The organism is Glaciimonas sp. CA11.2, assembly GCF_034314045.1.
Classification (GTDB): Bacteria; Pseudomonadota; Gammaproteobacteria; order Burkholderiales; family Burkholderiaceae_D; genus Glaciimonas.
In genome coordinates this window covers 986,986-1,011,562 of record NZ_JAVIWL010000001.1, presented here as the reverse complement: position 1 = coordinate 1,011,562, position 24,577 = coordinate 986,986, and the positions used below count along the sequence as shown (strand labels likewise).

General features: G+C 49.6%; 18 protein-coding genes, 2 tRNA genes, 2 rRNA genes and 1 riboswitch. Of the genes, 14 read left to right on the top strand and 8 right to left on the bottom strand.

Annotation, left to right across the window (positions count from 1 at the left end; all coding sequences use genetic code 11):
• Positions 1-63 precede the first annotated feature (63 nt).
• The 8 genes from RGU75_RS04305 to RGU75_RS04270 all read left to right on the top strand — a co-directional run bounded on the left by RGU75_RS04305 (position 64) and on the right by RGU75_RS04270 (position 7,823).
• Positions 64-140, top strand: a tRNA-Ile gene (locus RGU75_RS04305).
• A 21-nt stretch (positions 141-161) separates the two neighbouring features.
• Positions 162-237, top strand: a tRNA-Ala gene (locus RGU75_RS04300).
• Positions 238-596: 359 nt separating this feature from the next.
• Positions 597-3,479 (top strand): 23S ribosomal RNA (locus RGU75_RS04295).
• A 178-nt stretch (positions 3,480-3,657) separates the two neighbouring features.
• A 5S ribosomal RNA gene (gene rrf / locus RGU75_RS04290) occupies positions 3,658-3,770 on the top strand.
• Positions 3,771-4,625: 855 nt separating this feature from the next.
• Positions 4,626-5,204 carry a Holliday junction branch migration protein RuvA gene (gene ruvA / locus RGU75_RS04285; RefSeq protein WP_322233325.1) on the top strand — a complete coding sequence of 193 codons (579 nt, stop codon included), beginning with the start codon at positions 4,626-4,628 and terminating at the stop codon, positions 5,202-5,204.
• A 129-nt stretch (positions 5,205-5,333) separates the two neighbouring features.
• Positions 5,334-6,392, top strand: a complete 1,059-nt coding sequence (ruvB, locus tag RGU75_RS04280) for a Holliday junction branch migration DNA helicase RuvB (RefSeq protein WP_322233323.1) — start codon at positions 5,334-5,336, stop codon at positions 6,390-6,392.
• Positions 6,393-6,426: 34 nt separating this feature from the next.
• Positions 6,427-6,885 (top strand): YaiI/YqxD family protein, encoded by a 459-nt coding sequence (locus RGU75_RS04275; protein WP_322233321.1) that lies wholly within the window; start codon positions 6,427-6,429, stop codon positions 6,883-6,885.
• A 95-nt stretch (positions 6,886-6,980) separates the two neighbouring features.
• Complete coding sequence (locus tag RGU75_RS04270; protein ID WP_322233319.1) at positions 6,981-7,823, top strand: 2-keto-4-pentenoate hydratase; 843 nt, start codon at positions 6,981-6,983, stop codon at positions 7,821-7,823.
• 158 nt (positions 7,824-7,981) lie between these two features.
• Here the strand turns inward: RGU75_RS04270 and RGU75_RS04265 are convergent, their stop codons facing one another.
• Positions 7,982-8,428 (bottom strand): DUF2147 domain-containing protein, encoded by a 447-nt coding sequence (locus tag RGU75_RS04265; protein WP_416186781.1) that lies wholly within the window; start codon positions 8,426-8,428, stop codon positions 7,982-7,984.
• 130 nt (positions 8,429-8,558) lie between these two features.
• Positions 8,559-11,378, bottom strand: a complete 2,820-nt coding sequence (locus RGU75_RS04260) for a valine--tRNA ligase (RefSeq protein ID WP_322233317.1) — start codon at positions 11,376-11,378, stop codon at positions 8,559-8,561.
• A gap of 250 nt (positions 11,379-11,628) precedes the next feature.
• Positions 11,629-11,747, top strand: a riboswitch (TPP riboswitch).
• 98 nt (positions 11,748-11,845) lie between these two features.
• Between RGU75_RS04260 and thiC the strand changes: the two genes are divergently transcribed.
• The 5 genes from thiC (at position 11,846) to thiE (ending at position 16,509) form a co-directional block, all read left to right on the top strand.
• Entirely contained in the window at positions 11,846-13,759 is a 1,914-nt protein-coding gene (gene thiC, locus RGU75_RS04255) for a phosphomethylpyrimidine synthase ThiC (protein WP_322233315.1), read from the top strand.
• Positions 13,760-13,767: 8 nt separating this feature from the next.
• Positions 13,768-13,968, top strand: a complete 201-nt coding sequence (thiS, locus tag RGU75_RS04250; RefSeq protein WP_322240225.1) for a sulfur carrier protein ThiS — start codon at positions 13,768-13,770, stop codon at positions 13,966-13,968.
• A gap of 211 nt (positions 13,969-14,179) precedes the next feature.
• Positions 14,180-14,986 (top strand): thiazole synthase, encoded by an 807-nt coding sequence (locus RGU75_RS04245; RefSeq protein WP_416186849.1) that lies wholly within the window; start codon positions 14,180-14,182, stop codon positions 14,984-14,986.
• Entirely contained in the window at positions 14,983-15,828 is an 846-nt protein-coding gene (locus RGU75_RS04240; protein WP_322233311.1) for a hydroxymethylpyrimidine/phosphomethylpyrimidine kinase, read from the top strand. The genes RGU75_RS04245 and RGU75_RS04240 overlap by 4 nt, the downstream gene beginning before the upstream one ends.
• Before the next feature lie 54 nt (positions 15,829-15,882).
• A complete protein-coding gene (gene thiE / locus RGU75_RS04235) occupies positions 15,883-16,509 on the top strand; it encodes a thiamine phosphate synthase (protein WP_322233309.1) in 627 nt (208 codons plus the stop codon).
• Positions 16,510-16,596: 87 nt separating this feature from the next.
• Here the strand turns inward: thiE and RGU75_RS04230 are convergent, their stop codons facing one another.
• Together RGU75_RS04230 and RGU75_RS04225 are read right to left on the bottom strand one after the other, a co-directional pair.
• The gene (locus RGU75_RS04230; protein ID WP_322233307.1) at positions 16,597-17,097 is read right to left on the bottom strand and encodes a Dps family protein; all 501 of its coding nucleotides are present in this window, start codon (positions 17,095-17,097) and stop codon (positions 16,597-16,599) included.
• Positions 17,098-17,266: 169 nt separating this feature from the next.
• Positions 17,267-18,505, bottom strand: coding sequence for an MFS transporter (locus RGU75_RS04225; RefSeq protein WP_322240223.1), 1,239 nt, complete (start codon positions 18,503-18,505; stop codon positions 17,267-17,269).
• A 291-nt stretch (positions 18,506-18,796) separates the two neighbouring features.
• On the opposite strand from RGU75_RS04225, the gene RGU75_RS04220 reads away from it, so the two are divergent.
• On the top strand, positions 18,797-21,079 hold the full coding sequence (locus RGU75_RS04220; RefSeq protein WP_322233305.1) for a UvrD-helicase domain-containing protein: 2,283 nt from the start codon (positions 18,797-18,799) through the stop codon (positions 21,077-21,079).
• 63 nt (positions 21,080-21,142) lie between these two features.
• Here the strand turns inward: RGU75_RS04220 and RGU75_RS04215 are convergent, their stop codons facing one another.
• The 4 genes from RGU75_RS04215 to RGU75_RS04200 all read right to left on the bottom strand — a co-directional run bounded on the left by RGU75_RS04215 (position 21,143) and on the right by RGU75_RS04200 (position 24,569).
• On the bottom strand, positions 21,143-21,913 hold the full coding sequence (locus RGU75_RS04215; RefSeq protein ID WP_322233303.1) for a BPSS1780 family membrane protein: 771 nt from the start codon (positions 21,911-21,913) through the stop codon (positions 21,143-21,145).
• Between the two features lie 5 nt (positions 21,914-21,918).
• Entirely contained in the window at positions 21,919-22,875 is a 957-nt protein-coding gene (locus RGU75_RS04210; RefSeq protein WP_322233301.1) for a homoserine kinase, read from the bottom strand.
• 137 nt (positions 22,876-23,012) lie between these two features.
• Positions 23,013-23,483 carry a hypothetical protein gene (locus RGU75_RS04205; protein WP_322233299.1) on the bottom strand — a complete coding sequence of 157 codons (471 nt, stop codon included), beginning with the start codon at positions 23,481-23,483 and terminating at the stop codon, positions 23,013-23,015.
• 345 nt (positions 23,484-23,828) lie between these two features.
• Positions 23,829-24,569: a TIGR00730 family Rossman fold protein gene (locus RGU75_RS04200; protein WP_322233297.1), complete on the bottom strand. Its 741-nt coding sequence runs from the start codon at positions 24,567-24,569 to the stop codon at positions 23,829-23,831.
• Positions 24,570-24,577: the final 8 nt, after the last annotated feature.

The window sequence follows — 24,577 nt, the reverse complement described above, 5'->3', positions numbered from 1 at the left end:
CCACACTTATCGGTGTGTTAGTTAGAAGAAGAACAGTCATATTAGGAACGTGCTAATCAGGACGGGTCTGTAGCTCAGTTGGTTAGAGCACCGTGTTGATAACGCGGGGGTCGTTGGTTCGAGCCCAACCAGACCCACCAGTTATAGAGGTACGATTTAAGGGGGGCTTAGCTCAGCTGGGAGAGCACCTGCTTTGCAAGCAGGGGGTCATCGGTTCGATCCCGTTAGCCTCCACCATTTACTTTTCCGGGCACACCGCCTGGTGCATAAAGTAAGCGTAAAAAATCAAACCTAAGTCAGTATTTGCGCGGGGTAGTAGCGTGAAATAAAAGCGATTTAGGTTTGATCTTTTTAAGATCATTGGCTGTTTGTTCTTTAACAATTTAGAAGAAGTAAAGATTCGTCTGCGCTACGACAGTAGTGTGGATGGGTATGATTGTATCAAATCAAAAAGTATTAAAGAGTTCTCAAAAGAGCATACGTAAGTATGCAAATGCGATAACACTTTGGATACGGCAAACGCTAAAGTAATACTCATAAGTAATATCCTATAACCGGTTTTTGGTCGTGAACGCGATCAGAGGCTAACGTTATAGGGACAAGTGAATAAGTGCACATGGTGGATGCCTTGGCGATTACAGGCGATGAAGGACGTAGTAGCTTGCGATAAGCTGCGGGGAGCCAGCAAACAGGCTTTGATCCGCAGATTTCCGAATGGGGAAACCCACCCTTTATGGGTATTGCATACTGAATACATAGGTATGCAAGGCGAACGTGGCGAACTGAAACATCTAAGTAGCTACAGGAAAAGAAATCAACCGAGATTCCCAGAGTAGTGGCGAGCGAAATGGGAACAGCCTGCACGATTTAGCATCAGCGATAATGGAACACTCTGGAAATAGTGGCCATAGAGGGTGATAGCCCCTTACATGAAATCGGTGGTGTGGAACTAAGTGTGCGACAAGTAGGGCGGGACACGTGTAATCCTGTCTGAACATGGGGGGACCATCCTCCAAGGCTAAATACTCGTAATCGACCGATAGTGAACCAGTACCGTGAGGGAAAGGCGAAAAGAACCCCGGAAGGGGAGTGAAATAGATCCTGAAACCGTGTGCATACAAACAGTAGGAGCGGACTTGTTCCGTGACTGCGTACCTTTTGTATAATGGGTCAGCGACTTACATTCAGTGGCAAGCTTAACCGTATAGGGAAGGCGTAGAGAAATCGAGTCCGAATAGGGCGTTCAGTCGCTGGGTGTAGACCCGAAACCAAGTGATCTACTCATGGCCAGGATGAAGGTGCGGTAACACGCACTGGAGGTCCGAACCCACTAATGTTGAAAAATTAGGGGATGAGCTGTGGGTAGGGGTGAAAGGCTAAACAAACTTGGAAATAGCTGGTTCTCTCCGAAAACTATTTAGGTAGTGCCTCAAGTATCACCATCGGGGGTAGAGCACTGTTATGGCTAGGGGTTCATTGCGAATTACCAACCCATTGCAAACTCCGAATACCGATGAGTGCGAGCTTGGGAGACAGACGCCGGGTGCTAACGTCCGACGTCAAGAGGGAAACAACCCAGACCGCCAGCTAAGGTCCCAAAGATTGGCTAAGTGGCAAACGAAGTGGGAAGGCTAAAACAGTCAGGAGGTTGGCTTAGAAGCAGCCATCCTTTAAAGAAAGCGTAATAGCTCACTGATCGAGTCGTCCTGCGCGGAAGATGTAACGGGGCTAAGCCAGTCACCGAAGCTGCGGATATGTACCTATTTATAGGTCATATGGTAGGAGAGCGTTCTGTAAGCCTGCGAAGGTGTCTTGTAAAGGATGCTGGAGGTATCAGAAGTGCGAATGCTGACATGAGTAGCGATAATGGGGGTGAAAAGCCTCCACGCCGTAAGCCCAAGGTTTCCTGTTCAACGTTCATCGGAGCAGGGTGAGTCGGCCCCTAAGGCGAGGCAGAGATGCGTAGCTGATGGGAAGCAGGTTAATATTCCTGCACCGTCGTGTGATGCGATGGGGGGACGGATCGCGGAAGGTTGTCCGACTGTTGGAATAGTCGGTTTTTGGCTCAGAGAAGGCTGTTAGGCAAATCCGGCAGCGTAATTCAAGGGGTTGAGACGAGTGAATTTATTCATGAAGCAATCGGAAGTGGTTCCAAGAAAAGCCTCTAAGCTTCAGTCACACGAGACCGTACCGCAAACCGACACAGGTGGGCGAGATGAGTATTCTAAGGCGCTTGAGAGAACTCGGGAGAAGGAACTCGGCAAATTTGTACCGTAACTTCGGGATAAGGTACGCCCCGGTAGCTTGACTGGCTCGCGCCAGAAGGGTGAAAGGGCTGCAATAAAAAGGTGGCTGCGACTGTTTAATAAAAACACAGCACTATGCAAACACGAAAGTGGACGTATATGGTGTGACTCCTGCCCGGTGCTGGAAGATTAAATGATGGGGTGCAAGCTCTTGATTGAAGTCCCAGTAAACGGCGGCCGTAACTATAACGGTCCTAAGGTAGCGAAATTCCTTGTCGGGTAAGTTCCGACCTGCACGAATGGAGTAACGATGGCCACACTGTCTCCTCCCGAGACTCAGCGAAGTTGAAATGTTTGTGATGATGCAATCTACCCGCGGCTAGACGGAAAGACCCCATGAACCTTTACTGTAGCTTTGCATTGAATTTTGAACCAATCTGTGTAGGATAGGTGGGAGGCTTTGAAGCGTGAACGCTAGTTTGCGTGGAGCCAACCTTGAAATACCACCCTGGTTTGTTTGAGATTCTAACCTTGGTCCGTTATCCGGATCGGGGACAGTGCATGGTAGGCAGTTTGACTGGGGCGGTCTCCTCCCAAAGTGTAACGGAGGAGTTCGAAGGTACGCTAGGTACGGTCGGACATCGTGCTGTTAGTGCAATGGCATAAGCGTGCTTAACTGCGAGACTGACAAGTCGAGCAGGTACGAAAGTAGGACATAGTGATCCGGTGGTTCTGTATGGAAGGGCCATCGCTCAACGGATAAAAGGTACTCTGGGGATAACAGGCTGATTCCTCCCAAGAGTTCATATCGACGGGGGAGTTTGGCACCTCGATGTCGGCTCATCACATCCTGGGGCTGTAGCCGGTCCCAAGGGTATGGCTGTTCGCCATTTAAAGTGGTACGTGAGCTGGGTTTAAAACGTCGTGAGACAGTTTGGTCCCTATCTGCCGTGGGCGTTGGAAATTTGAAGGGGGCTGCTCCTAGTACGAGAGGACCGGAGTGGACGAACCTCTGGTGTACCGGTTGTCACGCCAGTGGCATTGCCGGGTAGCTAAGTTCGGAAGAGATAACCGCTGAAAGCATCTAAGCGGGAAACTTGCCTTGAGATGATATTTCCCGGGAACTAGATTCCCCTAAAGGGTCGTTCGAGACCAGGACGTTGATAGGCTGGGTGTGGAAGCGTAGTAATACGTTAAGCTAACCAGTACTAATTGCCCGTGAGGCTTGTCCCTATAACCTTAGCAGGTTATAGATTAAGCTAATGAGATATGTGTTTGCCTGAAAAGTGCAATCATACCCAGCAGTGCGGTGACACACCCTTGTCACTGCACTGCAGTAATACAAAACTTTACTTCTTCTAGATTGCGTTGTTTGTTGCCCCATTGGGAACACACGACACTACAGTTTATGCCTGATGACCATAGCGAGTTGGTACCACCCCTTCCCATCCCGAACAGGACCGTGAAACGACTTTGCGCCGATGATAGTGCTGCAACCAGTGTGAAAGTAGGTCATCGTCAGGCTCTTATTAGAAAACCCTCCCCGAGTAATCGGGGAGGGTTTTTGCTTTGCAGAAACGATTTATGCAATGACAACACCCAACACCCAACACCCAACACCCAACCAACACACACCAACACACACCAACACACACCAACATTAACTACGCATCATCACCCCGCGCGCCGATAAGATGTAGTCTGCAAGACAAATTCCCTCAGTGCCAACAGTCAAACTCAACCCTACAGCCTCACATTTCGCCACGCTCTCCCAATCTTGAGATACTTAGGTAAGCAATCTCGTCCTATTTATAGTGGTAACGATTTTTTTATAAAAACTATAGCCACCAACCGGTAATCACTGGGCCATAAGCCATTAAGTCACATCCCACTACACCAAAATAATTGCCTCCCGCCGTGTTTGGAAAGATATCTGTCACCGCCCTTTGATCAAGCCTGCCTTCACCAAACTTTACTTTACGATCATTCTTTAAACCCAATCGATCAATGTCTCGTCATTCTGGTTTGATTTGTAAGTTAACATCGCGAAATTGTCATGCATTTTTCTTGGAAATCCCGAAAGACAACTTTGCGCACAATAATCTACCCTGATAATAATGCCTTATAAGTTACTTAGCGCCCGACGATCCTGTGGAGGCATCGTTTATGTAAAAAAAATTTACGAGAGCATTAAGAGACAGCATATTTTCGCCAACGTGTGAACCGCATGAGCAATGACGTCATCCAGTTAAATAGCAATGCCTAGAATATCTATATCCAAAATACGCTACTAAGCAAAACAACAAACAGACAACTACTGGGTTTTTAACCAGTTGTCCTGTATGATTTCGTATAAATTAAGACTAAGGTGCTACTAAGATGATAGGTCGTCTCTCCGGGATTTTACTTGAGAAAAATCCGCCGCAATTAATAGTTGATTGCAATGGCGTCGGCTATGAAGTAGGAGTACCCATGAGCACCTTTTACAATCTTCCCGCAATTGGAGAAAGGGTCGTCTTATTGACACATTTGGCCATACGAGAAGATGCGCATGTACTGTTTGGATTCGGCACCGCGGAAGAGCGCAACGTTTTTAAACAACTAATCAAAATTAGTGGAGTAGGTGCGCGTATGGCGCTCTCAATTTTGTCTGGAATGTCAGTTCACGACTTAGCACAGGCGATCACGTTGCAAGAGGCGGGACGCTTGACCAAGGTTCCTGGCATTGGCAAAAAAACTGCAGAACGTTTATTGCTGGAGTTAAAAGGAAAACTAGGTGCTGATATTGGCGCGGTCGGAGGACACCCCGTTAACGTTGTGACGGGTGATATTTTGAATGCGTTGGTTGCGTTAGGTTATTCCGATAAAGAGGCATCGCTAGCTTTAAAGCAAATACCAGAGGACATTACAGTATCCGACGGTATTAAATTGGCACTGAAGGCGTTATCCAAATTGTAATGTTATTTTATTAATGCTAATTTTCGCAATAAGCCGATGAGTATCAAATTTTCCCTCATTCAGATATGGCCGTAGCAAGCTTATCTAAACTACGACATCTAAACCTTTCAGTCCGGCTACAATTCGATCATGAGCATTCAAACCGACGACTTTACCGAGCAGCGAATTATCGCGGCCACTCCGGCCTCTCCAAACGAAGAGGCAATTGAACGTGCGCTGCGACCAAAGCATTTAGATGAATATGTAGGGCAGCAAAAAATTCGTGAGCAGTTGGAAATTTTTATTACTGCTGCTCGCCAACGTAAAGAGGCATTGGATCATACCTTGCTGTTTGGACCTCCAGGGCTGGGAAAAACTACTCTAGCCCACATCATCGCCCGTGAAATGGGTGTTAATTTACGCCAAACATCAGGTCCGGTCCTTGAGCGAGCGGGAGATTTAGCTGCGTTATTGACGAATCTCGAAGCAAATGATGTTCTTTTTATTGACGAAATTCATCGGCTTTCACCGGTCGTAGAGGAAATTCTTTATCCTGCTCTTGAGGATTATCAAATAGATATTATGATCGGAGAAGGTCCAGCCGCACGCTCCGTCCGGCTCGACTTGCAACCTTTTACGTTGGTTGGTGCGACGACTCGTGCGGGAATGTTAACAAATCCGCTGCGGGATCGTTTTGGCATCGTTGCCAGATTGGAATTTTATACGCCGGAAGAATTAACCAGAATTGTTACGCGCAGTTCGGCTTTACTCAACGCGCCAATAGTCGGGGATGGCGCGTTTGAAATTGCTAAGCGCAGCCGTGGTACGCCACGTATCGCCAATCGACTTTTAAGACGTGTTCGAGACTATGCCGAGGTAAAGGGAAATGGTGAAATAACTAAAGCCATCGCCGATGCCGCGTTAGTTATGCTAGATGTTGATCCAGTCGGATTCGATGTAATGGATCGTAAATTGCTCGAAGCTGTGCTCTTTAAATTTGGTGGTGGCCCGGTTGGTCTTGATAATTTGGCCGCAGCAATAGGCGAAGAGCGTGACACTATTGAAGACGTGCTGGAGCCCTATTTGATACAGCAAGGCTTCTTGCAGCGGACGCCGCGAGGTAGGATCGCGACTCCTGCTGCCTATGCGCACTTTGGTGTTAGTGCGCCGCAGACCGGTCCCAACGGCGAACTTTGGGGCCAAAATTAACAACCCCTCGGGCGGAGATGCTTCCGGCGCAAAAATGTCAACTTTCCAGATATGGATTGACGCTGACGCTTGTCCCAATGCGATTAAAGAAATTTTATTTCGCGTTGCAGAACGGCGTCACATGACGATTACGTTGGTAGCCAACAAGTTATTGCGAACCCCACCCTCTCGTTTTATCAAGGCAATTCAAGTGCCAGCGGGATTTGATGTTGCAGATCAGGAAATAATACGTTTGTTGCATCCGGGAGATTTAGTCATTACGGCCGATATTCCGCTGGCAGCACAAGTCCTTGATTGTGGCGGCGACGCACTAAATCCTCGTGGCGAGTTTTATAATCTCGATAATATTCAACAGCATTTAGCTATGAGAAAATGGTTGGAGGAGTTGCGCGGATCGGGTGTCGATACTGGCGGACCAGCAATATTTAGCCAGAGTGATCGCCATCATTTTGCCGCGCAATTAGATCGGCATTTACAAAAAGCGTCTATTTAACAAGGAAGAAACGCATATTCGTCAAGGCGATGCTTGTGTAAAAATTAAACGTCACAGACAATGCGATAGTCGTCACCAATTTGTGAAAGCGAACCATGCTCATGTCAACAAAAGCTAATCGGTACGCGCATCAACTCATCGATGCCAGAGCCAGCGCTCGATTGTTACCCCCATTTTCCAACGGCGAGGCGTTATTGCCGGTAGATGGCTATGATATTTCCAAGCGAATTCTTGACGCGAGCATTAGTCGTGGAGAGATTCCAAAAGGGCGTAAATTAGGTTTCACCAATCGTACTTTATGGCCCAAGTATGGGGTTAATCAACCCATTGAGTCACTCATGTGGGCGCATATTTTTGATAGCACCGTGCGTTTTGCTGAAGACAACCGAGGAATCCAAAGTCTAGAAGGCGCGGTACAACCACGAATCGAACCCGAAATCGTATTCAAATTGGGAACCACTCCAAGTCCGGATGCAAGTCTCAGTGAGTTGGCCGATTGTATTGAGTGGATGGCGCATGCGTTTGAGATCGTTGTGTGCCCATTCCCTGATTGGAAATTTGAGGCTGCAGATGCCATCGCCGCATTCGGTTTGCACGGCACTCTGATCATCGGAGAGCCACACGTCCTGTCGACCGCTACGCGACGTAATTTGGGAGATATATTAGCCAATGCGAGCGTTTCATTGTCTTGTTGTACCGAGGATTCCGTGACTTTATGCGGTGCTGGATTTGGTAGCGATGTGCTTGATAGCCCGTTACACGCCGTATGGCATTTACATCAGTTACTTAAAACCCAGCCACAATTTTCACCGCTCTCCGCTGGTGAGGTAATTACAACGGGGACCTGGACTGATGCATATCCAGTCCAACGGGGGCAAACGTGGGTGACGGCATTTTCTGGGGTAGCCCTTCCTGGCTTAACATTGTCATTTATATAGCTAAAAAACAACTCAACCCTCATCCATCTAATGAGGGTCGAATGCAAAAATGCCACGCAACGTCAACATTGTGTGGCATATTTTCATCACATTAATTTAGGCTTAATAACCTTACCAAGAGCTTTAAAACCTCAATAAGCGTACTGAAGTAGTTAACCTTATTCTTCACGCACCCAGGTTTGTGAGCGTCCAAGCAAGGGCACCCCGATATATCCGCGTACGCTTAATTTTTTACCGTCATCAAGAAGTGACATCTTGCTTTTGTAGACCTTACCGTTTGCTGGGTCCAGAATAGTCCCACCACTGTACTCAGCGCCATCAGCCTTCATACCTTGCAGCATTGTCAGGCCAACAATTGGCTTGTCCTTATTGTCGCCTTCGCATTTGACACACTTCGGATTAGCTTCTTCGTTGGGCTCACGAAATAATTTTTCGATCTTTCCTGACAACTCACCACCAGATTCAGTTATCCGAATCAACGCTTTGGGCTTGCCGGTAGAGTCGTCAATATTTTTCCATAATCCAACTGGAGATGTAGTTTGCGCCGTGGCGCAAAATGCTAGGAGCAAACCAGCCGCGAGGATACTCATTGAACTTTTTTTCATGCATGTCTCCCTTATTTTTTTGTTGTGCGTAAGCGATTTATTTAACAACTTACTTTAGCCACTTAATTTACCCGCCTACGCACATTGATTTACAGGGTTTCATAATGCAATGAGGCTTTGTGATGCGTTTCTAGTCCTTCAGTTTGGCAAACTGTTCGTTTAGTTTAACCAAGATGGCGGTAAAACTAGCCACGCGCTCTTGTTCCTGCGCAACCACTTGCGCGGGTGCCCGAGCTACAAAGCTGTCATTGCTTAGTTTCGCCTGTGCTTTTGTAATTTCTGCTTCCAAACGGGTGATCTCCTTGGTAAGGCGCTCACGCTCGGCGGCAACATCAATTTCTACCTTCAGCATTAGCTTAGCATTACCGACGATGGAAATAGGTGCCGGAGACTCGGGGAAATCCTCTAATACTTGCACTTCCGATAATTTTGCTAGTCCTTGCAAGTATGGCGCGAATGCTTTCAGAGCCGCTTGATTTGATGCATCACCAGCAATAATCAGTGGTATCCGCAATGCTGGCGACAGCTGCATTTCACCCCGCAGATTACGACAGGCGTCAGTCAGGGATTTCAATTCTGTCATCCATGCTTCCGCTTTTTCATCGATTTTGTCAGGGCGTGCTTCTGGGTAAGATTGACGCATGATCGAATCGCCAGCTGGATCCATCACGTGGCCAGTCAATGGTGCAACGCTTTGCCACAATGCCTCAGTCACAAAAGGAATGATCGGATGGGCCAGACGCAAAATAGTTTCCAGCACCCGTAATAACGTTCGACGCGTAGCTTGCTGTTGTGCCGGGCTGCCGTTTTGTATCTGAATTTTTGCGACTTCCAAATACCAATCGCAATATTCATCCCATACGAATTTATAGATAGCGGATGAAATATTATCGAAACGATAGTCGGTGAAACCCTTCGCGATGTCAATTTCGGTGCGTTGTAATTGAGAAACAATCCAACGGTCTGCATAAGAGAAATCCAGCTTCTCTTTGTTGCACTCGCCAGCTGTATGACCTTCAAATCCGCAATCCTTACCTTCGGTATTCATCAGAACAAAGCGGGTAGCGTTCCACAATTTGTTGCAGAAATTCCGGTAACCATCGCAACGGCTCAGGTCAAAATTAATATTGCGACCAAGCGTCGCTAGTGACGCAAAGGTGAACCTCAGCGCATCGGTGCCAAAAGCGGGAATGCCATCGGCAAATTCTTTGCGCGTAGCCTTGGCGATGCTATCTGCCTGCTTTGGGTTCATCAGACCCGTGGTGCGTTTTGTGACCAATGTTTCGACGTCAATGCCATCGATCAGGTCGATTGGATCGAGCGTATTTCCTTTGGATTTAGACATTTTTTGGCCGCTACCATCGCGTACCAGACCATGCACGTATACGGTCCCGAACGGCACTTTGCCGGTGAAGTGGGTAGTCATCATGACCATCCGTGCAACCCAAAAGAAGATAATGTCAAAGCCGGTCACCAGCACTGATGATGGTAAGAACATTTTGTAATCAGGCGTTTCTTCAGGCCAACCAAGCGTTGAAAAAGGTATCAGCGCAGAAGAGAACCAGGTATCGAGGACGTCATCATCGCGTCTGATAACTTTGTTGCCAGCTTGAGTCTGCGCTTCCGCTTCAGTACGCGCGACGTAGATCTTTCCGTCTTCGTCGTACCAGGCGGGAATCTGATGGCCCCACCACAATTGACGCGAAACACACCAATCCTGAATATTGTTGAGCCATTGATTGTAAGTGGTGTTCCAGTTCTCTGGCACCATCTTGATTTCACCATTAGCGACTTTTTCCAGCGCGACTTCGGCAATCGATTTGCCTGGGAAATGCGTGCCTTCTGGTGCCGGTTTGCTCATCGCCACAAACCATTGATCGGTCAACATTGGCTCAATCACAACGCCAGTGCGGTCTCCACGTGGGACCATCAATTTATGCGGCTTAACCGATTCGAGCAGACCGAGTGCATCAAGGTCGGCGACGATTTGTTTACGTGCGACAAACCGGTCCATGCCCTGATATTGTTGTGGCGCTTCCTCGTTGATTTTTGCATTGAGTGTCAGGATGCTGATTTTGTCCAGATTATGACGCTGACCCACCGCATAATCATTAAAGTCATGCGCTGGCGTGATCTTCACGCAGCCGGTACCGAACTCTTTATCCACGTATTCATCGGCGATGATCGGAATTTCGCGACCGCACAATGGTAACGTCAGCCTCTTGCCGACCAGATGACGATAACGCTCATCGGTTGGGTCGACGGCAACGGCGGCATCGCCGAGCATGGTTTCCGGGCGCGTGGTGGCCACGGTCAAATGACCGCTGCCATCGACCAGCGGATAGCGGATGTACCACATCGAACCGTCTTCTTCTTCCGATACCACTTCGAGATCAGAAACTGCCGTGCCGAGCATCGGGTCCCAGTTGACCAGACGTTTTCCGCGATAAATTAAACCTTGTTCGAATAGTCTGACAAAGACCTCGGTCACGGTCCCGGATAAGTCGGTGTCCATCGTGAAATACTCACGATCCCAATCGGCGGATGATCCAAGGCGACGCATCTGGGCGGTAATCGCAGAGCCAGATTTTTCTTTCCACTCCCAGACTTTTTCGATAAATTTTTCACGGCCTAGATCGTGACGCGATATTTTTTGCGCATCGAGTTGACGCTCGACCACAATTTGGGTCGCTATGCCGGCGTGGTCGGTTCCCGGTATCCATGCGGTATTGAAGCCACGCATGCGGTGGTAGCGCACCAGGCCATCCATGATGGTCTGATTGAATGCGTGGCCCATGTGCAAGGTGCCGGTAACATTTGGTGGCGGTAACTGAATGCTGAACGATGGTTTGCTGGCATCGGTGGTCGCGGCATAGTACCCGCGTTTTTCCCACTCGCTACGCCAAAATTGTTCAATCTCGGCAGGGTCGAAAGACTTGGCTAATTCCATGATTTAGTGGTGTTTTTTGCTAAAACAATGATTATAAAGGACGACACGTTTGCTTCGGCACATAGGCCAGACATATTTAAGGAACGTGACTATAAAATGGTCAAATGCCCTACTTTGAGGGGGCAAAGATCATTTTTTGTCAGAATATTTATTGTTGATCAGAGTAAATAGTCTGATCAACAATATCTTCGCGCGATCTGGATTGTCGGTGTTAGAATTCAGTTCGCTAGCTTGAAATTACGCCAAGTTAGCAAAATGCTAGGGGTCCTGACTATCAGCGTTAATTTATTAACACTGATAGTCGGGTGAGAAACACCCTCTGAACCTGATCTGGGTAATGCCAGCGAAGGGAAGCCGTCGAGTTTGTTGTTGGCCTTATTTCATAACGCTTCACGCCGTTATTCCGCCGCATTCTCGAAAACTCCTTTGCTGGCTCCACGCCGAGACAACCACGCAAAGGAGCCAAAATGAACGCAAATCCAAAATTTCTATCTGCCACCGCCACGGTGGATGAAGCAGCCATTCAGCCACTACCGAATTCCCGCAAGATCTATGTCACAGGATCGCGGCCGGATATTCGTGTGCCGATGCGCCAAATTACCCAATCCGACACCGAAGCGTCGTTCGGTGCCGAAAAAAATCCCCCCATTTATGTCTATGACACTTCGGGACCGTATTCCGACCCGGACGTCAAAATTGACATTCGGTCCGGATTGTCGACACCACGCACACCTTGGATCACCGAGCGGGAAGATACCGACGAGCTATCTGGACCAAGCTCGGAATATGGGATTGAGCGCTTAAACGATCCAAAGTTGACAGAATTGCGTTTCAACTTGCAACGCAAACCTCGCCGTGCCAAAGTAGGTAAAAATGTCTCGCAAATGCATTATGCGCGTCAAGGCATCGTGACGCCGGAAATGGAATACGTCGCTATCCGCGAAAATATGCGTCGTCAGGAATATCTGGAAGAGTTAAAAGCGTCCGGCCCAATGGGCAATCGTCTCGCCGATTTGATGGGCCGTCAACATCCGGGGCAATCGTTTGGTGCAAGTATTCCAGCAGAAATCACGCCAGAATTTGTCCGCTCAGAAATAGCGCGTGGCCGTGCCATTATTCCAGCCAACATCAATCATCCTGAAGTCGAGCCGATGATTATCGGGCGCAACTTCCTGGTGAAGATTAACGCCAATATCGGTAACTCAGCGGTCACGTCATCGATTGGTGAAGAAGTCGAGAAAATGACTTGGGCGATTCGTTGGGGCGGCGATAACGTCATGGATTTGTCGACTGGCAAACACATTCATGAAACCCGCGAATGGATCATCCGTAATTCACCTGTGCCAATTGGCACTGTACCGATTTATCAGGCGTTGGAAAAGGTCAACGGCAAGGCCGAAGATCTGACGTGGGAAATTTTCCGTGACACACTGATTGAGCAAGCCGAGCAGGGCGTTGACTACTTTACGATTCACGCCGGTGTGCGTTTGCAATACGTGCCGATGACTGCCAAGCGGCTAACCGGAATCGTTTCGCGCGGTGGTTCGATTATGGCGAAATGGTGTCTTGCACATCATCAGGAATCGTTCCTGTATGACCATTTCGAGGACATCTGCGAGATCATGAAAGCGTATGACGTCTCGTTCAGTCTGGGTGATGGATTGCGTCCAGGATCGATCTATGATGCCAACGACGAGGCACAACTGGCCGAATTGAAAACGCTGGGTGAGCTCACCCAAATTGCGTGGAAGCATGATGTGCAGGTAATGATCGAAGGGCCGGGCCACGTGCCGCTGCATTTGATCGAAGAAAACATGGATCTGCAACTTGAGCAATGTGACGAAGCACCGTTTTACACATTGGGACCGCTGACCACTGACATTGCACCGGGTTACGATCACATCACGTCCGGCATCGGCGCGGCCACGATCGGTTGGTATGGCACCGCGATGTTGTGTTACGTCACGCCAAAGGAGCATTTGGGCTTGCCGAACAAAGCTGATGTGAAGGACGGCATCATCACCTACAAAATTGCAGCGCACGTCGCGGATTTGGCGAAGGGCCATCCCGGTGCTCAGATTCGTGACAATGCATTGTCTAAAGCACGGTTCGAATTCCGTTGGGATGACCAGTTTAATATTGGTCTTGATCCAGATAAAGCACGCGAATTTCACGATGAAACGTTGCCGAAGGATTCTGCCAAAGTGGCGCATTTTTGCTCGATGTGTGGGCCCCATTTCTGCTCCATGAAAATCACACAGGAAGTGCGGGAATACGCTGCCAAGCAAGGTATCACCGAGATCGCTGCGTTGAAGAAAGGGATGGAAGTGAAGTCCATCGAATTCATCAAAAGCGGTGCGGAAATTTATAGAAAACAGTGAGCGTGATGATGGAAATCGAACTTAACGGTGCGCCGCATCAGCTCGACGATCATCAGACGTTGCAGCAGTTGGTAGCGGCGCTGGCGATGTCCGGCAAGGCGATTGCCGTGGCGGTCAATCGTCAGGTGGTACCGTCCCACTTATGGGCGCAGCATGTCTTGCAGTCACATGATAAGGTCGACGTGGTGCGGGCTATCGGGGGCGGTTAAGGTTGGCGTAACTGGCATAAAGCGAGCGTAAGGCGGGGTGTGAAGTTGGGTGCTGGCGATCTCTGCCATCACGCAGACCATAAGCTGTCCTTACGTCAATTTATGCTGCGAATGTCTTGCCTGCCAAATGCAACTGTTTGCAACGATATTGGTTCGGTAGCGCTGAGCGTTACCGAACCATCAAAGCAATTCGAAAGGAAAAATCATGAACATGCACAATGCCCTCTCAGAAAGCCAACAGGATAGTGGCTTGATTATCGCAGGGAAAACCTACCGTTCGCGGCTGCTAGTCGGTAGTGGGAAATACCGCGATCTGGACCAAACGCGTGACGCGACTGAAGCCAGCGGTGCAGAAATTATTACGGTCGCGATTCGTCGGGTCAATATCGGCCAAGACCCAGACGCGCCTAATCTGCTAGATGTTGTGCCGCAGTCGCGCTATACGATATTGCCCAATTCTGCCGGTTGCTATACGGCGAAAGATGCCGTGTATACGTTGCAATTAGGCCGTGAATTACTGGGCGGTCACAAGTTGGCAAAGCTGGAAGTACTCGGCGACGAAAAGACTTTGTTTCCCAATATGCCCGAGACCTTGAAAGCAGCAGAAATACTCGTCAAAGATGGTTTTGATGTCATGGTGTATTGCAGCGATGATCCGATTCAGGCGCGTATTCTCGAGGAAATCGGTTGCGTTGCCATCATGCCACTGGCTTCATTAATTGGGTCCGGAATGGGGATTTTGAACCCTTGGAATTTATCGCTGATTATCGATCAGGCTAAAGTGCCGGTGTTAGTTGATGCCGGAGTTGGCACTGCTTCCGACGCCGCGATTGCGATGGAGTTGGGCTGTGATGGCGTGTTGATGAATACGGCGATTGCTGGCGCGCGTGACCCGATTCGCATGGCGCGAGCGATGCGCTTGGCGGTTGAAGCCGGTCGTGAAGCTTATCTGGCGGGGAGAATTCCTAAGCGCTTTGCAGCGTCCCCCTCGTCGCCTATGGCTGGGCGTGTAAAGTGACGGGGAGACAATCCAGTCTTTCAGAATCGACTACAGAGCGCTCAACGCCTCCGTGCGTTTTGGTCTTCTCGGGTTCTGATCCTAGCGGTGGTGCCGGTTTGCAAGCCGACATCACCGCCATTGCCGGACTTGGTGCGCACCCGATGTCGGTCGTGACGGTCCTCACTGTCCAGGATAACCAGCGTGTCTTCGGGGTTTATCCGGTGGCGGCTGATCTGGTTCATCAACAGGCGCAAGTCTTGGTGGACAGGATCGAGATCGCAGCCGTCAAACTCGGCATTGTGGGCAATCGCGCCAACGCCGACGTGATCGCCGCCATCATACGCCAACTGCGTGCATGCCAGCCTGACTTGCCAGTGGTGTTTGACCCCGTGTTGGCAAACGGTGCGGGCGACACCTTGTCGACGGAAGACCCAATTGCCGCGCTAGCACCATTGTTTGCCTTGGCAACGGTGATTACGCCGAACCGGATTGAGGCGAACCGGTTATGCGGCTCTCCATCTAGCGCGGATCATGATCCCGATGTTCAGGCGCAGCAATTGTTGGCGCGTGGGTGTCAGCATGTATTGTTGAAGGGTGGACATGGCCCCGAGCAGGATCACGTATTGAATCGGTGGTACACCCGCGAACACCAGCAGAGCTGGCGTTGGCCACGCTTGCAGGGAGAGTTTCATGGTAGCGGTTGCACTCTCGCAGCAGCTTTGGCAGCATTGTTGGCGCAGGGAATGTCGATGGAACAAGCGATCAGCGCTGCGCAGACGTATTGTCAGCAAACGTTGACATCGTCATACGGCATCGCCGATGGGCAGCGCATACCGAATCGTTTAAAGCAACTTGCTTAACCCACATCGGCTAACTTTGGCGTCGGCATTTTTTTAGAATACGAAGGAGTCGTTATGAAAACGTTTAACCTGAAAGGCCTCTATATTGTCACGCCGGACTGGGATGATACGGCCAAATTGCTCGCGGTAAGCGAGCAAGCATTGCAAGGCGGTGCGACGTTACTACAGTATCGTCATAAGACCGCAGATGCCGCGTTACGTCAGGAACAAGCCGCATTGTTATTTGCATTGTGTCGTCGCTACCAGCGACCGTTCATCATCAATGATCATGTTGATCTTTGTCTGGCTTTGGACGCGGACGGCATTCATGTTGGTGGCACGGACGCCAGCGTGGCGGAAATACGTGCCAAAGTCGGTCCAGATAAAATCGTTGGTACATCCTGTTACGGCAGCCTGGAACTGGCGCACGATGCTGTACGTTGTGGTGCTAGTTATGTTGCATTCGGTGGATTCTATCCATCCAAAGTAAAAAAATACGACGTGACGACGCAAGCGTCAATCATGACAATCGCTAAAACTGAGATCGCGTTACCAAATGTCGTTATCGGCGGCATGACGGCACAAAATGCGATGCCATTAGTGGCGGCTGGCGCTGATATGGTGGCGGCGATTAGTAGTGTTTATCTGGCTGATGATCCGGTCGCAGCAGCGCGTGAATTCGTCGCTCTGTTTACGCGTTAGCACTTCGAAATTGCTCACGACGGTGAAAAAAAACGGCGCTGATTGCGCCGTTTTAATATCTTCATACGATTGGCCACGACCTAAAAATTAGCCCTCTAGCAAACTACGCAACATCCATGCATTTTTTTCATGCAGCTGCATGCGTTGCGTCAAAAGATCCGCCGTTGGCTCATCAGATGCGGCGTCGACTACTGGGAAAATTGAGCGAGCAGTGCGTGTGACGGACTCTTGTCCTGCGACGAGTTGTTGAATCATTTCTGTTGCGGTCGGGACGCCAACTGCCTCGGCGATTGTCGATAATTTAGCAAACGCAGCATATGAACCAGGTGCCGGGTAACCCAATGCGCGGATGCGTTCAGCAATCAGGTCAACGGCAAGCGAGAGTTCTGTGTACTGACCTTCAAACATCAAATGCAATGTGTTGAACATTGGACCGGTCACATTCCAATGGAAATTGTGCGTTTTCAGATATAACGTGTACGTGTCGGCGAGTAATTTGCTGAGGCCGTCTGCAATTTTCTTGCGGTCTTTATCGTTGATGCCGATGTTGATGACTGCGACGTTTTTCTTTGCGGCTATCTTTGCCATTGGATGACTCCTTCTGTGGGCTACGGGTTTTGGAATTGCCAAAATACTTATATGTTTGTTTGCAACTATTCTATGTCAATTTGATGCATAGCGACACCAGACGTCTAAATCCGATTGCCTTGTCACGATTGAAGTTACGTTCAATCGTGTAGGACGCGCTGTTAACCAATCACTCAATCGACATATTTCCCATCGACTGTTCCGAGCGTCTATACAGAGTGATCGTTAAGGCAACACCTGCAAGCGCAGCCAGGGCAGCGAACAGGAATACTTCGGGATAACCAAATGCGGTGGCGATTAATCCCGCTAACGGTCCGGTAATGCCGAGCGCCACGTCTAAAAACATGGAGTAAGCGCCTAGCGCACTTCCGCGATTATGCTGCGGCACCCTGCGCACGGCCTCGACACCTAGTGCAGGAAAAACCAGCGCAAAGCCACAGCCGGTTAGGGCCGCTCCGCATAACGCGACCCAAGAAGCGGTGGAGAAGCCAAGCAACAGCAATCCCACTGCCTCGACTGCAAAGCAGGCAACTGCCACGCGAAAGCCGCCAAATCGTGTAATCACCGAACCAAATAAGAGCCGGGCACCCACAAAAAAGCCACCAAATAATGTGAGAGCGAAGGCGGCGTTAGACCAATGATGGCTCGCATAAAAGAGGGTAATAAAAGTAGCAATTGATCCAAATCCGACTGACCCAAGGGCCAGCCCGAGACCATGCGGCAACACGCGGCGCAACACGTTTCTAAACGGAAGGTGATCACCTTTAATCACTGCGGTGGCTTGTTTGCGCCGGGCTAGATAGTAACCAAGCCCGCCCAGCCCGATAATGGCAACGCCGACCCATGCCAAACCCCATGCGTGAACGATCACGACGCCCAATGGCGCTCCCACTGCAAGTGCGCCGTAGGTAGCAATGCCGTTCCACGAAATCATGCGTGCGGTATGTTGAGATCCAACGCGACCAATGCCCCAGGCAATGGCCCCGGTACCAACCAGACTTTCCGAGTAACCGAGCACTAACCTGCTAAGCATCAATATAACCAAGCTGAGCCATGGGATGGATGGCAATAATGCCGCGACAATTAATATTGCTCCACTTGCCGTACATCCAATTAAGCCATACAACACCGATGTTTTGGGACCGACTGAATCAGCAATGCGGCCAGCGCGCGGGCGGCTTAGCATGGTGGCCAGATATTGAATACTGATGGCGAGGCCAGCTAGCACCGAACTGTAGCCTAAATCTACATGGACGTAGCCAGGCAATACCGCCAATGGCAGGCCAATTGACAGGTAGCAAATAAAAGTAAAAAAAGAAGTGGCGATAATATGGAAGCTAACGGCACCCTCTGAAAGGGGCTGCGCGTCTAGCTTTGACGCTTGCTGTAAATCAGGCGCAGGCGACATGCCAGGTTCGGAAGTGGACGGCTTACCGCGGTTGAAGCGGGCTGGTTCGGACATGGTAGTTAACGTAGAAAGATGAGGAAGCGAGAGTAATCGACAAAAAGCGGTGTAACCAGGATGTAACCTAAGAGGTCAACGCAGACAGGATTTTTGCTTTGCTGCAACGCAGTATTTTACTCTTTGGAGTGAATTATTGCTTGCCGTGTGCCGATGTTATAGCGTATACCCTTCCTAACAGTCTCGGCACTCTCGTGGAACGCGCTTCTTTTATAGCCGCGCAGTTATAATGATGGGATGCAAAATCTTCTTCAGAATCTCAATCCCGAACAACTCGCCGCAGTCACTTTGCCCGCTCAACCAGCCTTGATTCTCGCCGGTGCCGGATCCGGTAAGACGCGCGTACTGATCACCCGCATTGCGTGGCTTATTCAAACCGGACAAGTTTCACCGTCAGGCGTACTAGCCGTCACCTTTACCAATAAGGCGGCCAAAGAAATGATGATGCGATTATCAGCGATGTTGCCGATTAATACACGCGGGATGTGGATAGGGACGTTCCACGGCCTCTGCAACCGCCTGCTACGTGCGCATCACAAGGATGCCGCGCTGACGCCGACGTTTCAGATTCTTGATTCGCAAGATCAGTTATCGGCGATCAAACGGTTGCTTAAATCATTGAGCATCGATGATGAGAAGTATCCGCCGCGTAACTTGATGTACTTTATCAATGGTGCAAAAGATCAGGGTTTGCGTGCGCACGATGTCGAAGCTAACGATGACTACAATCGCAAATTTGTCGAGTTATACGCCCTTTATGATCAGCAATGCCAGCGCGAAGGGGTCGTTGATTTTGCCGAACTATTATTGCGCACCTATGAATTGATGGTCAGAAATCAGCCTTTGCGTGAGCATTATCAAGCCCGTTTTAAACATATTTTGGTGGACGAATTTCAAGATACCAACGATCTTCAATATAAATGGTTAAAGTTGATGGCAGGGCAAGGCGGCGCGGTGTTTGCCGTTGGCGATGACGATCAAAGTATTTATGCATTTCGCGGCGCGAATGTCGGCAACATGAGTACCTTTCAGCGTGAATTTCAGGTCGAAAATTTGATCAAGCTGGAGCAAAACTATCGCTCGCAAGGTCATATTCTAGACTCTGCCAATACGCTAATCGCTAATAATAGCAAGCGTCTGGGTAAAAACTTGCGTACCGATGCTGGGCACGGCGAGCCGGTGAGAATTTACGAGTCAACCAGTGATTTACTCGAAGCCCAGTGGATTATCGAGGAAGCCAAGAGCCTGATCAATGAGGGTGCAACGCGTAGCGAAATAGCGATCCTGTATCGTTCAAACGCGCAATCGCGGGTGATTGAGCATGCGTTATTTTCAGCTGGCATTCCGTATCGGGTGTATGGCGGTCAACGCTATTTTGAGCGTGCAGAAGTCAAGCATGCAATCGCGTATTTGCAACTGATGGACAATCCCCATAACGATTCAGCATTTTTGCGCGTCGTGAATTTTCCAACACGCGGTATTGGCGCGCGTTCTCTCGAACACCTACAGGATGCCGCACGTCAGCAAGGTATTTCGCTGTATGCAGCGGTACCGTACGTGGCGGGAAAGGCCGGCACCTCTCTCGGCGCATTTCTCAAGTTAATTGAAGGTGCACGCTTTGAAACGCAGCATTTGCCGTTGCCAGAAATGGTGCAGATTATGCTCGGCATGAGTGGGCTAATAACGCATTACGGTACCGAGCGCGAGGGCGCCGACCGCATCGAAAATCTGGAGCAATTGGTCAACGCTGCGACCTTATTCGTCTCAGAAGAAGGATTTGGAGTAGAAGCGCCGGCATTGCTCGGCCCGCAAGCCGATGTGTTGGCAGCGGCCTCTATTACGACCGCGGATGGGATTGAAATTATTGATGCGGACGCACGGCTGTCGTTCATCATGTCGCCGTTGTCAGCATTTTTGTCACATGCCTCGTTAGAGGCGGGAGATAATCAGGCTAAAACCGGGCAAGACGCCTTGCAGCTAATGACGGTGCATTCATCCAAAGGTCTGGAGTTTGAAGCGGTATTTATTACAGGGCTGGAAGAGGGATTGTTTCCCCATGAGAATTCCCAAAAAGAAGACTCTGGCGTGGAAGAAGAGCGGCGTCTGATGTATGTCGCTATCACGCGTGCTAAAAAGCGCCTTTACATGAGTTTCTCGCAGACGCGAATGCTGCACGGGCAGACGCGTTATAACCTGCGGTCACGATTCTTCGATGAGTTGCCTGAAGACTCGCTCAAGTGGTTGTCACCCAAAATACAACCACAGCAACAAAGCTGGTTTGCGCACCCGAAAGCGGCATGGGTTGATGAGCCCCAATATGGCGCCAATGCCATTGCAAACAAAATCACGAAACAGGATGTGGGTTGGCGCATTGGGGAAAATGTCGCCCATCAAAAATTCGGTGAAGGCGTGATTGTCAATATCGAAGGTGGTGGTGGAAACGCCCGCGCGCAAATTAACTTTGGCAAGCATGGAATGAAATTGCTGGACTTAACGATCGCCAAGCTGGATAAGGTGTAGGCATCAGATCTCTTATAATTCACTTCTCCGGGGAGACCGGGGAAGTGAACAAGCTACAAGAGTTTACTTTTCAGAGGGTTCCGGCTCGCCAAATACCTGCTTGTAGGTGGGATAAAACGAGCAATACATGACGACTGTTAGCAGGATCGACAGTGGCAACAGCACCATAAGCGTAATCGATGCATTACCTACTAACAGCGCGACGATCACGCTGATAATGGCAGGGAACAATACGCCGAAAACGACCCATGAAAGTCCGTACACCATAAACGCTTTTGTCTCACGCTGAACCGCGAAAAAGCTATAAAAAATCGCCTTGAATACGCTCATTTTTTGCCACGCAATAAGAGGAGCCGCGTACCAGAATCCCATGGCAAAGGGCACGTACACGGCGGCAGAGAACATCATGGCTAATGTCATATTCGATTCTTGCGCCGTTTTGGCATCAAGTGGAATCTGTCCGGTCATAGCTTCCCAGAAAACGCCGCCATCAATCAATGCCGAGGCGCCAATGGCGATCATTGCGGCGAGTAAGTATAAGCACCCAAGTAGTAACAGATTTTTCACTGCAGGCGAACGAAATCCCGTCAGCAGTAAATTTGGGAAAACGCGTTTGTCGTTCTCAATTTGCACACAGGCCTGCATGAACGCCATTGAAAATACAGGTATCAGTATCAGCGGTAGCAGTTGACCCAATACAGGTACGATACCGACAGCCAGCATCAGGAACATATAGGCAAGGAAAAGAGTCGAGATTTCAGCTGGTTGTTTGCGGAATAACGCAAAGCCACTTTTTACCCAGATCCAACCAGTTTTTGCAGGTAATTTTTCCATTATATTCAGAGCAGGGCCGGAGCCGGGTGAGCGATGCGTTGTCGCAAGATCCGTTCAAAATGCGCCGGATCATGCGGCGTCAGCATTTCTGCTGCGCGAGGTAAGTAAAAGTCATAAAGACGAGATAGCCAGAAGCGCAATGCGGCGGCGCGTAACATGGGTTGCCAGGCGGTTTGATCATCACTACTAAACGCTTGCACTGAGCGGTAGCCGTCCAGCATTGCCGCTACGCGCACCTCGTCAAGTTCTCCTGTATCGACGTCGATACACCAATCGTTAACGGTGACGGCAAGATCGAATAGCCAAGTATCGCATCCAGCAAAATAAAAGTCGAAAAAGCCCGATAATTTATCGCCGTCAAACATCACATTATTGCGGAAAAGATCGGCATGCACGGGCCCTTTGGACAGGCTTTGATAAGTGGCAGTTACCGCAAAATCCTCCTGAAACTTAATTTCGGAACCGAGCAGCTGTTTAATCTCTGCAGGCAAAAATGGCAGCACGGCAGGTGCTGTGTCCCGCCACCATGCGAGTCCACGCAAGTTAGGCTGATAAATCGGAAAATCTTGTGCCGCCAGATGCATTTTTGCCAGCATGACCCCGACTTCGCGGCAATGCACAGGACCCGGCGACATTTCGGATTCGCCACGCAGTTTGCTAACGATCGCAGCGGGTTTGCCGTGTAGTGCATTAATAAGCGCGCCATGCTGATTGGCTATGGGAGCAGGCACCGCCACGCCACGCTGCGCCAGGTGACGCATAAGTTCAAGGTAAAAAGGCAATTGTTCGAACGTCAGTTTTTCAAAAACTGTCAGCACGTATTCGCCGGCCTCGGTATTGATGAAAAAATTACTATTTTCGATACCGGACGAAATACCTTTGATCGCCAGTGCTTTGCCTAAGGGAAATTGTGAAAGCCATTGGCTAAGGTCATCGAGGCTGACCGGGGTAAATACTGCCATGAGAAAAATTTAAAAAAAGAGATTTCGGAAAAAGTCGAAAGGTCACGCTATTTGTGAGAATGTAGAAAAAAGACCCAACATTTGAATCTCTCATCAACATTTGCCGCAGGGCTACAAAAAGCACCAGAAAAGCCGCCTTATTGGGCTGGCGTGGTAGGTGGCATTGGCGCTGTTTTACTATCAACAGCCTGTTCTTGGCCGGGAGTTGCTGGCTTTTCTTTCTTTTGGCCCCAATCGAACTCCTTAATCACCCATCGCGCACCGTTCGCTGGTGCACTTGGCGTATCGCCCGGCAACGACGTGCCGGCTGTTCTAGGTACGATGTGATAAGTACTGCCGCCGCTGTTAACCTTGATGTCCGTGACAACGCCTTGCTGGCGCTGCTGCGTGATGGTGTCTTCCGGCGCTTTCTCGTTTTTTTGAGTGGTAATGGCAGGTTTTTCACCCTCTTCCAGATTCTGTAGTTCGGGCGGCGGCGGTGCCAGATTTGCAGGCCGCGGCGTATTCGTCTGCTGCTGTGCCTGCACCATTGATGTCGTCATTACACCAACCGCAGCAATTAAAAGCGCTGATAACGTTGCCACTGGCCAGACTTTAAGGTTATTCATGGTTTTTTGGATGCCATAGTTGTTCGTTGGTATCGAACTAGTAAAAAAATCTAGTTAGATGCAATGGTTCCATTGTAGCAAACCGGCCGTAACGATAGGGCACAAGTCGTAGATCAAGCCCAATTAGCACAGATAAATCGCACCTTTTTGGGGCTGTTGTTGTTGCTTGGCGATGTCACTGCCATTCATAGCGCAACGCTGTCGACCGGCAGGCTGGAAAGTCAGCGCTTAATCTTGTTTAAGCGAAGCCAATAGGAATCGGACGAAATCGTCCAAATCCAGCTATCCTGGCCATAGGCAGGACCGACACTTTATATGTCGATCCCGTTGTAGTGCGGGTAAAAATTACAACAATGCGCCGGTGTCGGTATGACGGTCTACAGAATCTGCCAGCGATGTTTCACCTTTGTCATAAAAGTCGAAGACGGCATCTACAATCAGCGCAGGATCGTCGATAACCTGAATCAGATCAAGGTCTTTTGCGCCGATCATTCCAGTGGTAACCAACGTCGTACGGAACCACTCCAGCAGGCCTTCCCAGAACGTACTGCCGACTAAAATGATCGGAATCTTTCGACATTTCCCGGTCTGAATCAAGGTCAGGACCTCGGTTAGCTCATCCATGGTGCCAAAGCCGCCGGGTAATACGATATAGGCATCCGCATGCCGTACGAAGGCAACCTTACGCGCAAAAAAGTGGCGGAAACTTAACGAAATATCTTGCCACTTATTACTGCTTTGCTCGTGTGGTAGCTCAATATTGAGGCCAATCGAGGGTGACTTTCCTTCAAACGCGCCCTTATTGGCCGCTTCCATCAAACCAGGACCGCCGCCTGAAATAACCGCGAATCCAGCGTCCGAAAAGCGTCGTGCAATATCCGAACATTGTTCGTAATACGGGTTATCTTCTTTAATCCGCGCCGAGCCAAAGATGGAGACTGCAGGATGTAACTCAGACAGACGTTCGGTCGACTCGATAAACTCTGCCATAATTGTGAACATATGCCATGATTCGCGCGCCTTCTTGGAGGTAGCACGTTCGATGTCCGTCACTTGCCGCAACCGCGGTACATTTTTTCCGTTCAAGTTCGATT

Bases quoted from the DNA above. Each gene is read 5' to 3' on its own strand.
- RGU75_RS04215 (WP_322233303.1), bottom strand. From the start codon at position 21,913: ATGGAAAAATTACCTGCAAAAACTGGTTGGATCTGGGTAAAAAGTGGC.
- RGU75_RS04245 (WP_416186849.1), top strand. From the start codon at position 14,180: ATGCACAATGCCCTCTCAGAAAGCCAACAGGATAGTGGCTTGATTATC.
- RGU75_RS04230 (WP_322233307.1), bottom strand. From the start codon at position 17,097: ATGGCAAAGATAGCCGCAAAGAAAAACGTCGCAGTCATCAACATCGGC.
- RGU75_RS04265 (WP_416186781.1), bottom strand. From the start codon at position 8,428: ATGAAAAAAAGTTCAATGAGTATCCTCGCGGCTGGTTTGCTCCTAGCA.
- RGU75_RS04225 (WP_322240223.1), bottom strand. From the start codon at position 18,505: ATGTCGCCTGCGCCTGATTTACAGCAAGCGTCAAAGCTAGACGCGCAG.
- RGU75_RS04205 (WP_322233299.1), bottom strand. From the start codon at position 23,483: ATGAATAACCTTAAAGTCTGGCCAGTGGCAACGTTATCAGCGCTTTTA.
- RGU75_RS04270 (WP_322233319.1), top strand. From the start codon at position 6,981: ATGCTCATGTCAACAAAAGCTAATCGGTACGCGCATCAACTCATCGAT.
- ruvA (WP_322233325.1), top strand. From the start codon at position 4,626: ATGATAGGTCGTCTCTCCGGGATTTTACTTGAGAAAAATCCGCCGCAA.
- RGU75_RS04275 (WP_322233321.1), top strand. From the start codon at position 6,427: ATGTCAACTTTCCAGATATGGATTGACGCTGACGCTTGTCCCAATGCG.
- thiC (WP_322233315.1), top strand. From the start codon at position 11,846: ATGAACGCAAATCCAAAATTTCTATCTGCCACCGCCACGGTGGATGAA.
- ruvB (WP_322233323.1), top strand. From the start codon at position 5,334: ATGAGCATTCAAACCGACGACTTTACCGAGCAGCGAATTATCGCGGCC.
- thiE (WP_322233309.1), top strand. From the start codon at position 15,883: ATGAAAACGTTTAACCTGAAAGGCCTCTATATTGTCACGCCGGACTGG.
- thiS (WP_322240225.1), top strand. From the start codon at position 13,768: ATGGAAATCGAACTTAACGGTGCGCCGCATCAGCTCGACGATCATCAG.
- RGU75_RS04220 (WP_322233305.1), top strand. From the start codon at position 18,797: ATGCAAAATCTTCTTCAGAATCTCAATCCCGAACAACTCGCCGCAGTC.
- RGU75_RS04260 (WP_322233317.1), bottom strand. From the start codon at position 11,378: ATGGAATTAGCCAAGTCTTTCGACCCTGCCGAGATTGAACAATTTTGG.
- RGU75_RS04210 (WP_322233301.1), bottom strand. From the start codon at position 22,875: ATGGCAGTATTTACCCCGGTCAGCCTCGATGACCTTAGCCAATGGCTT.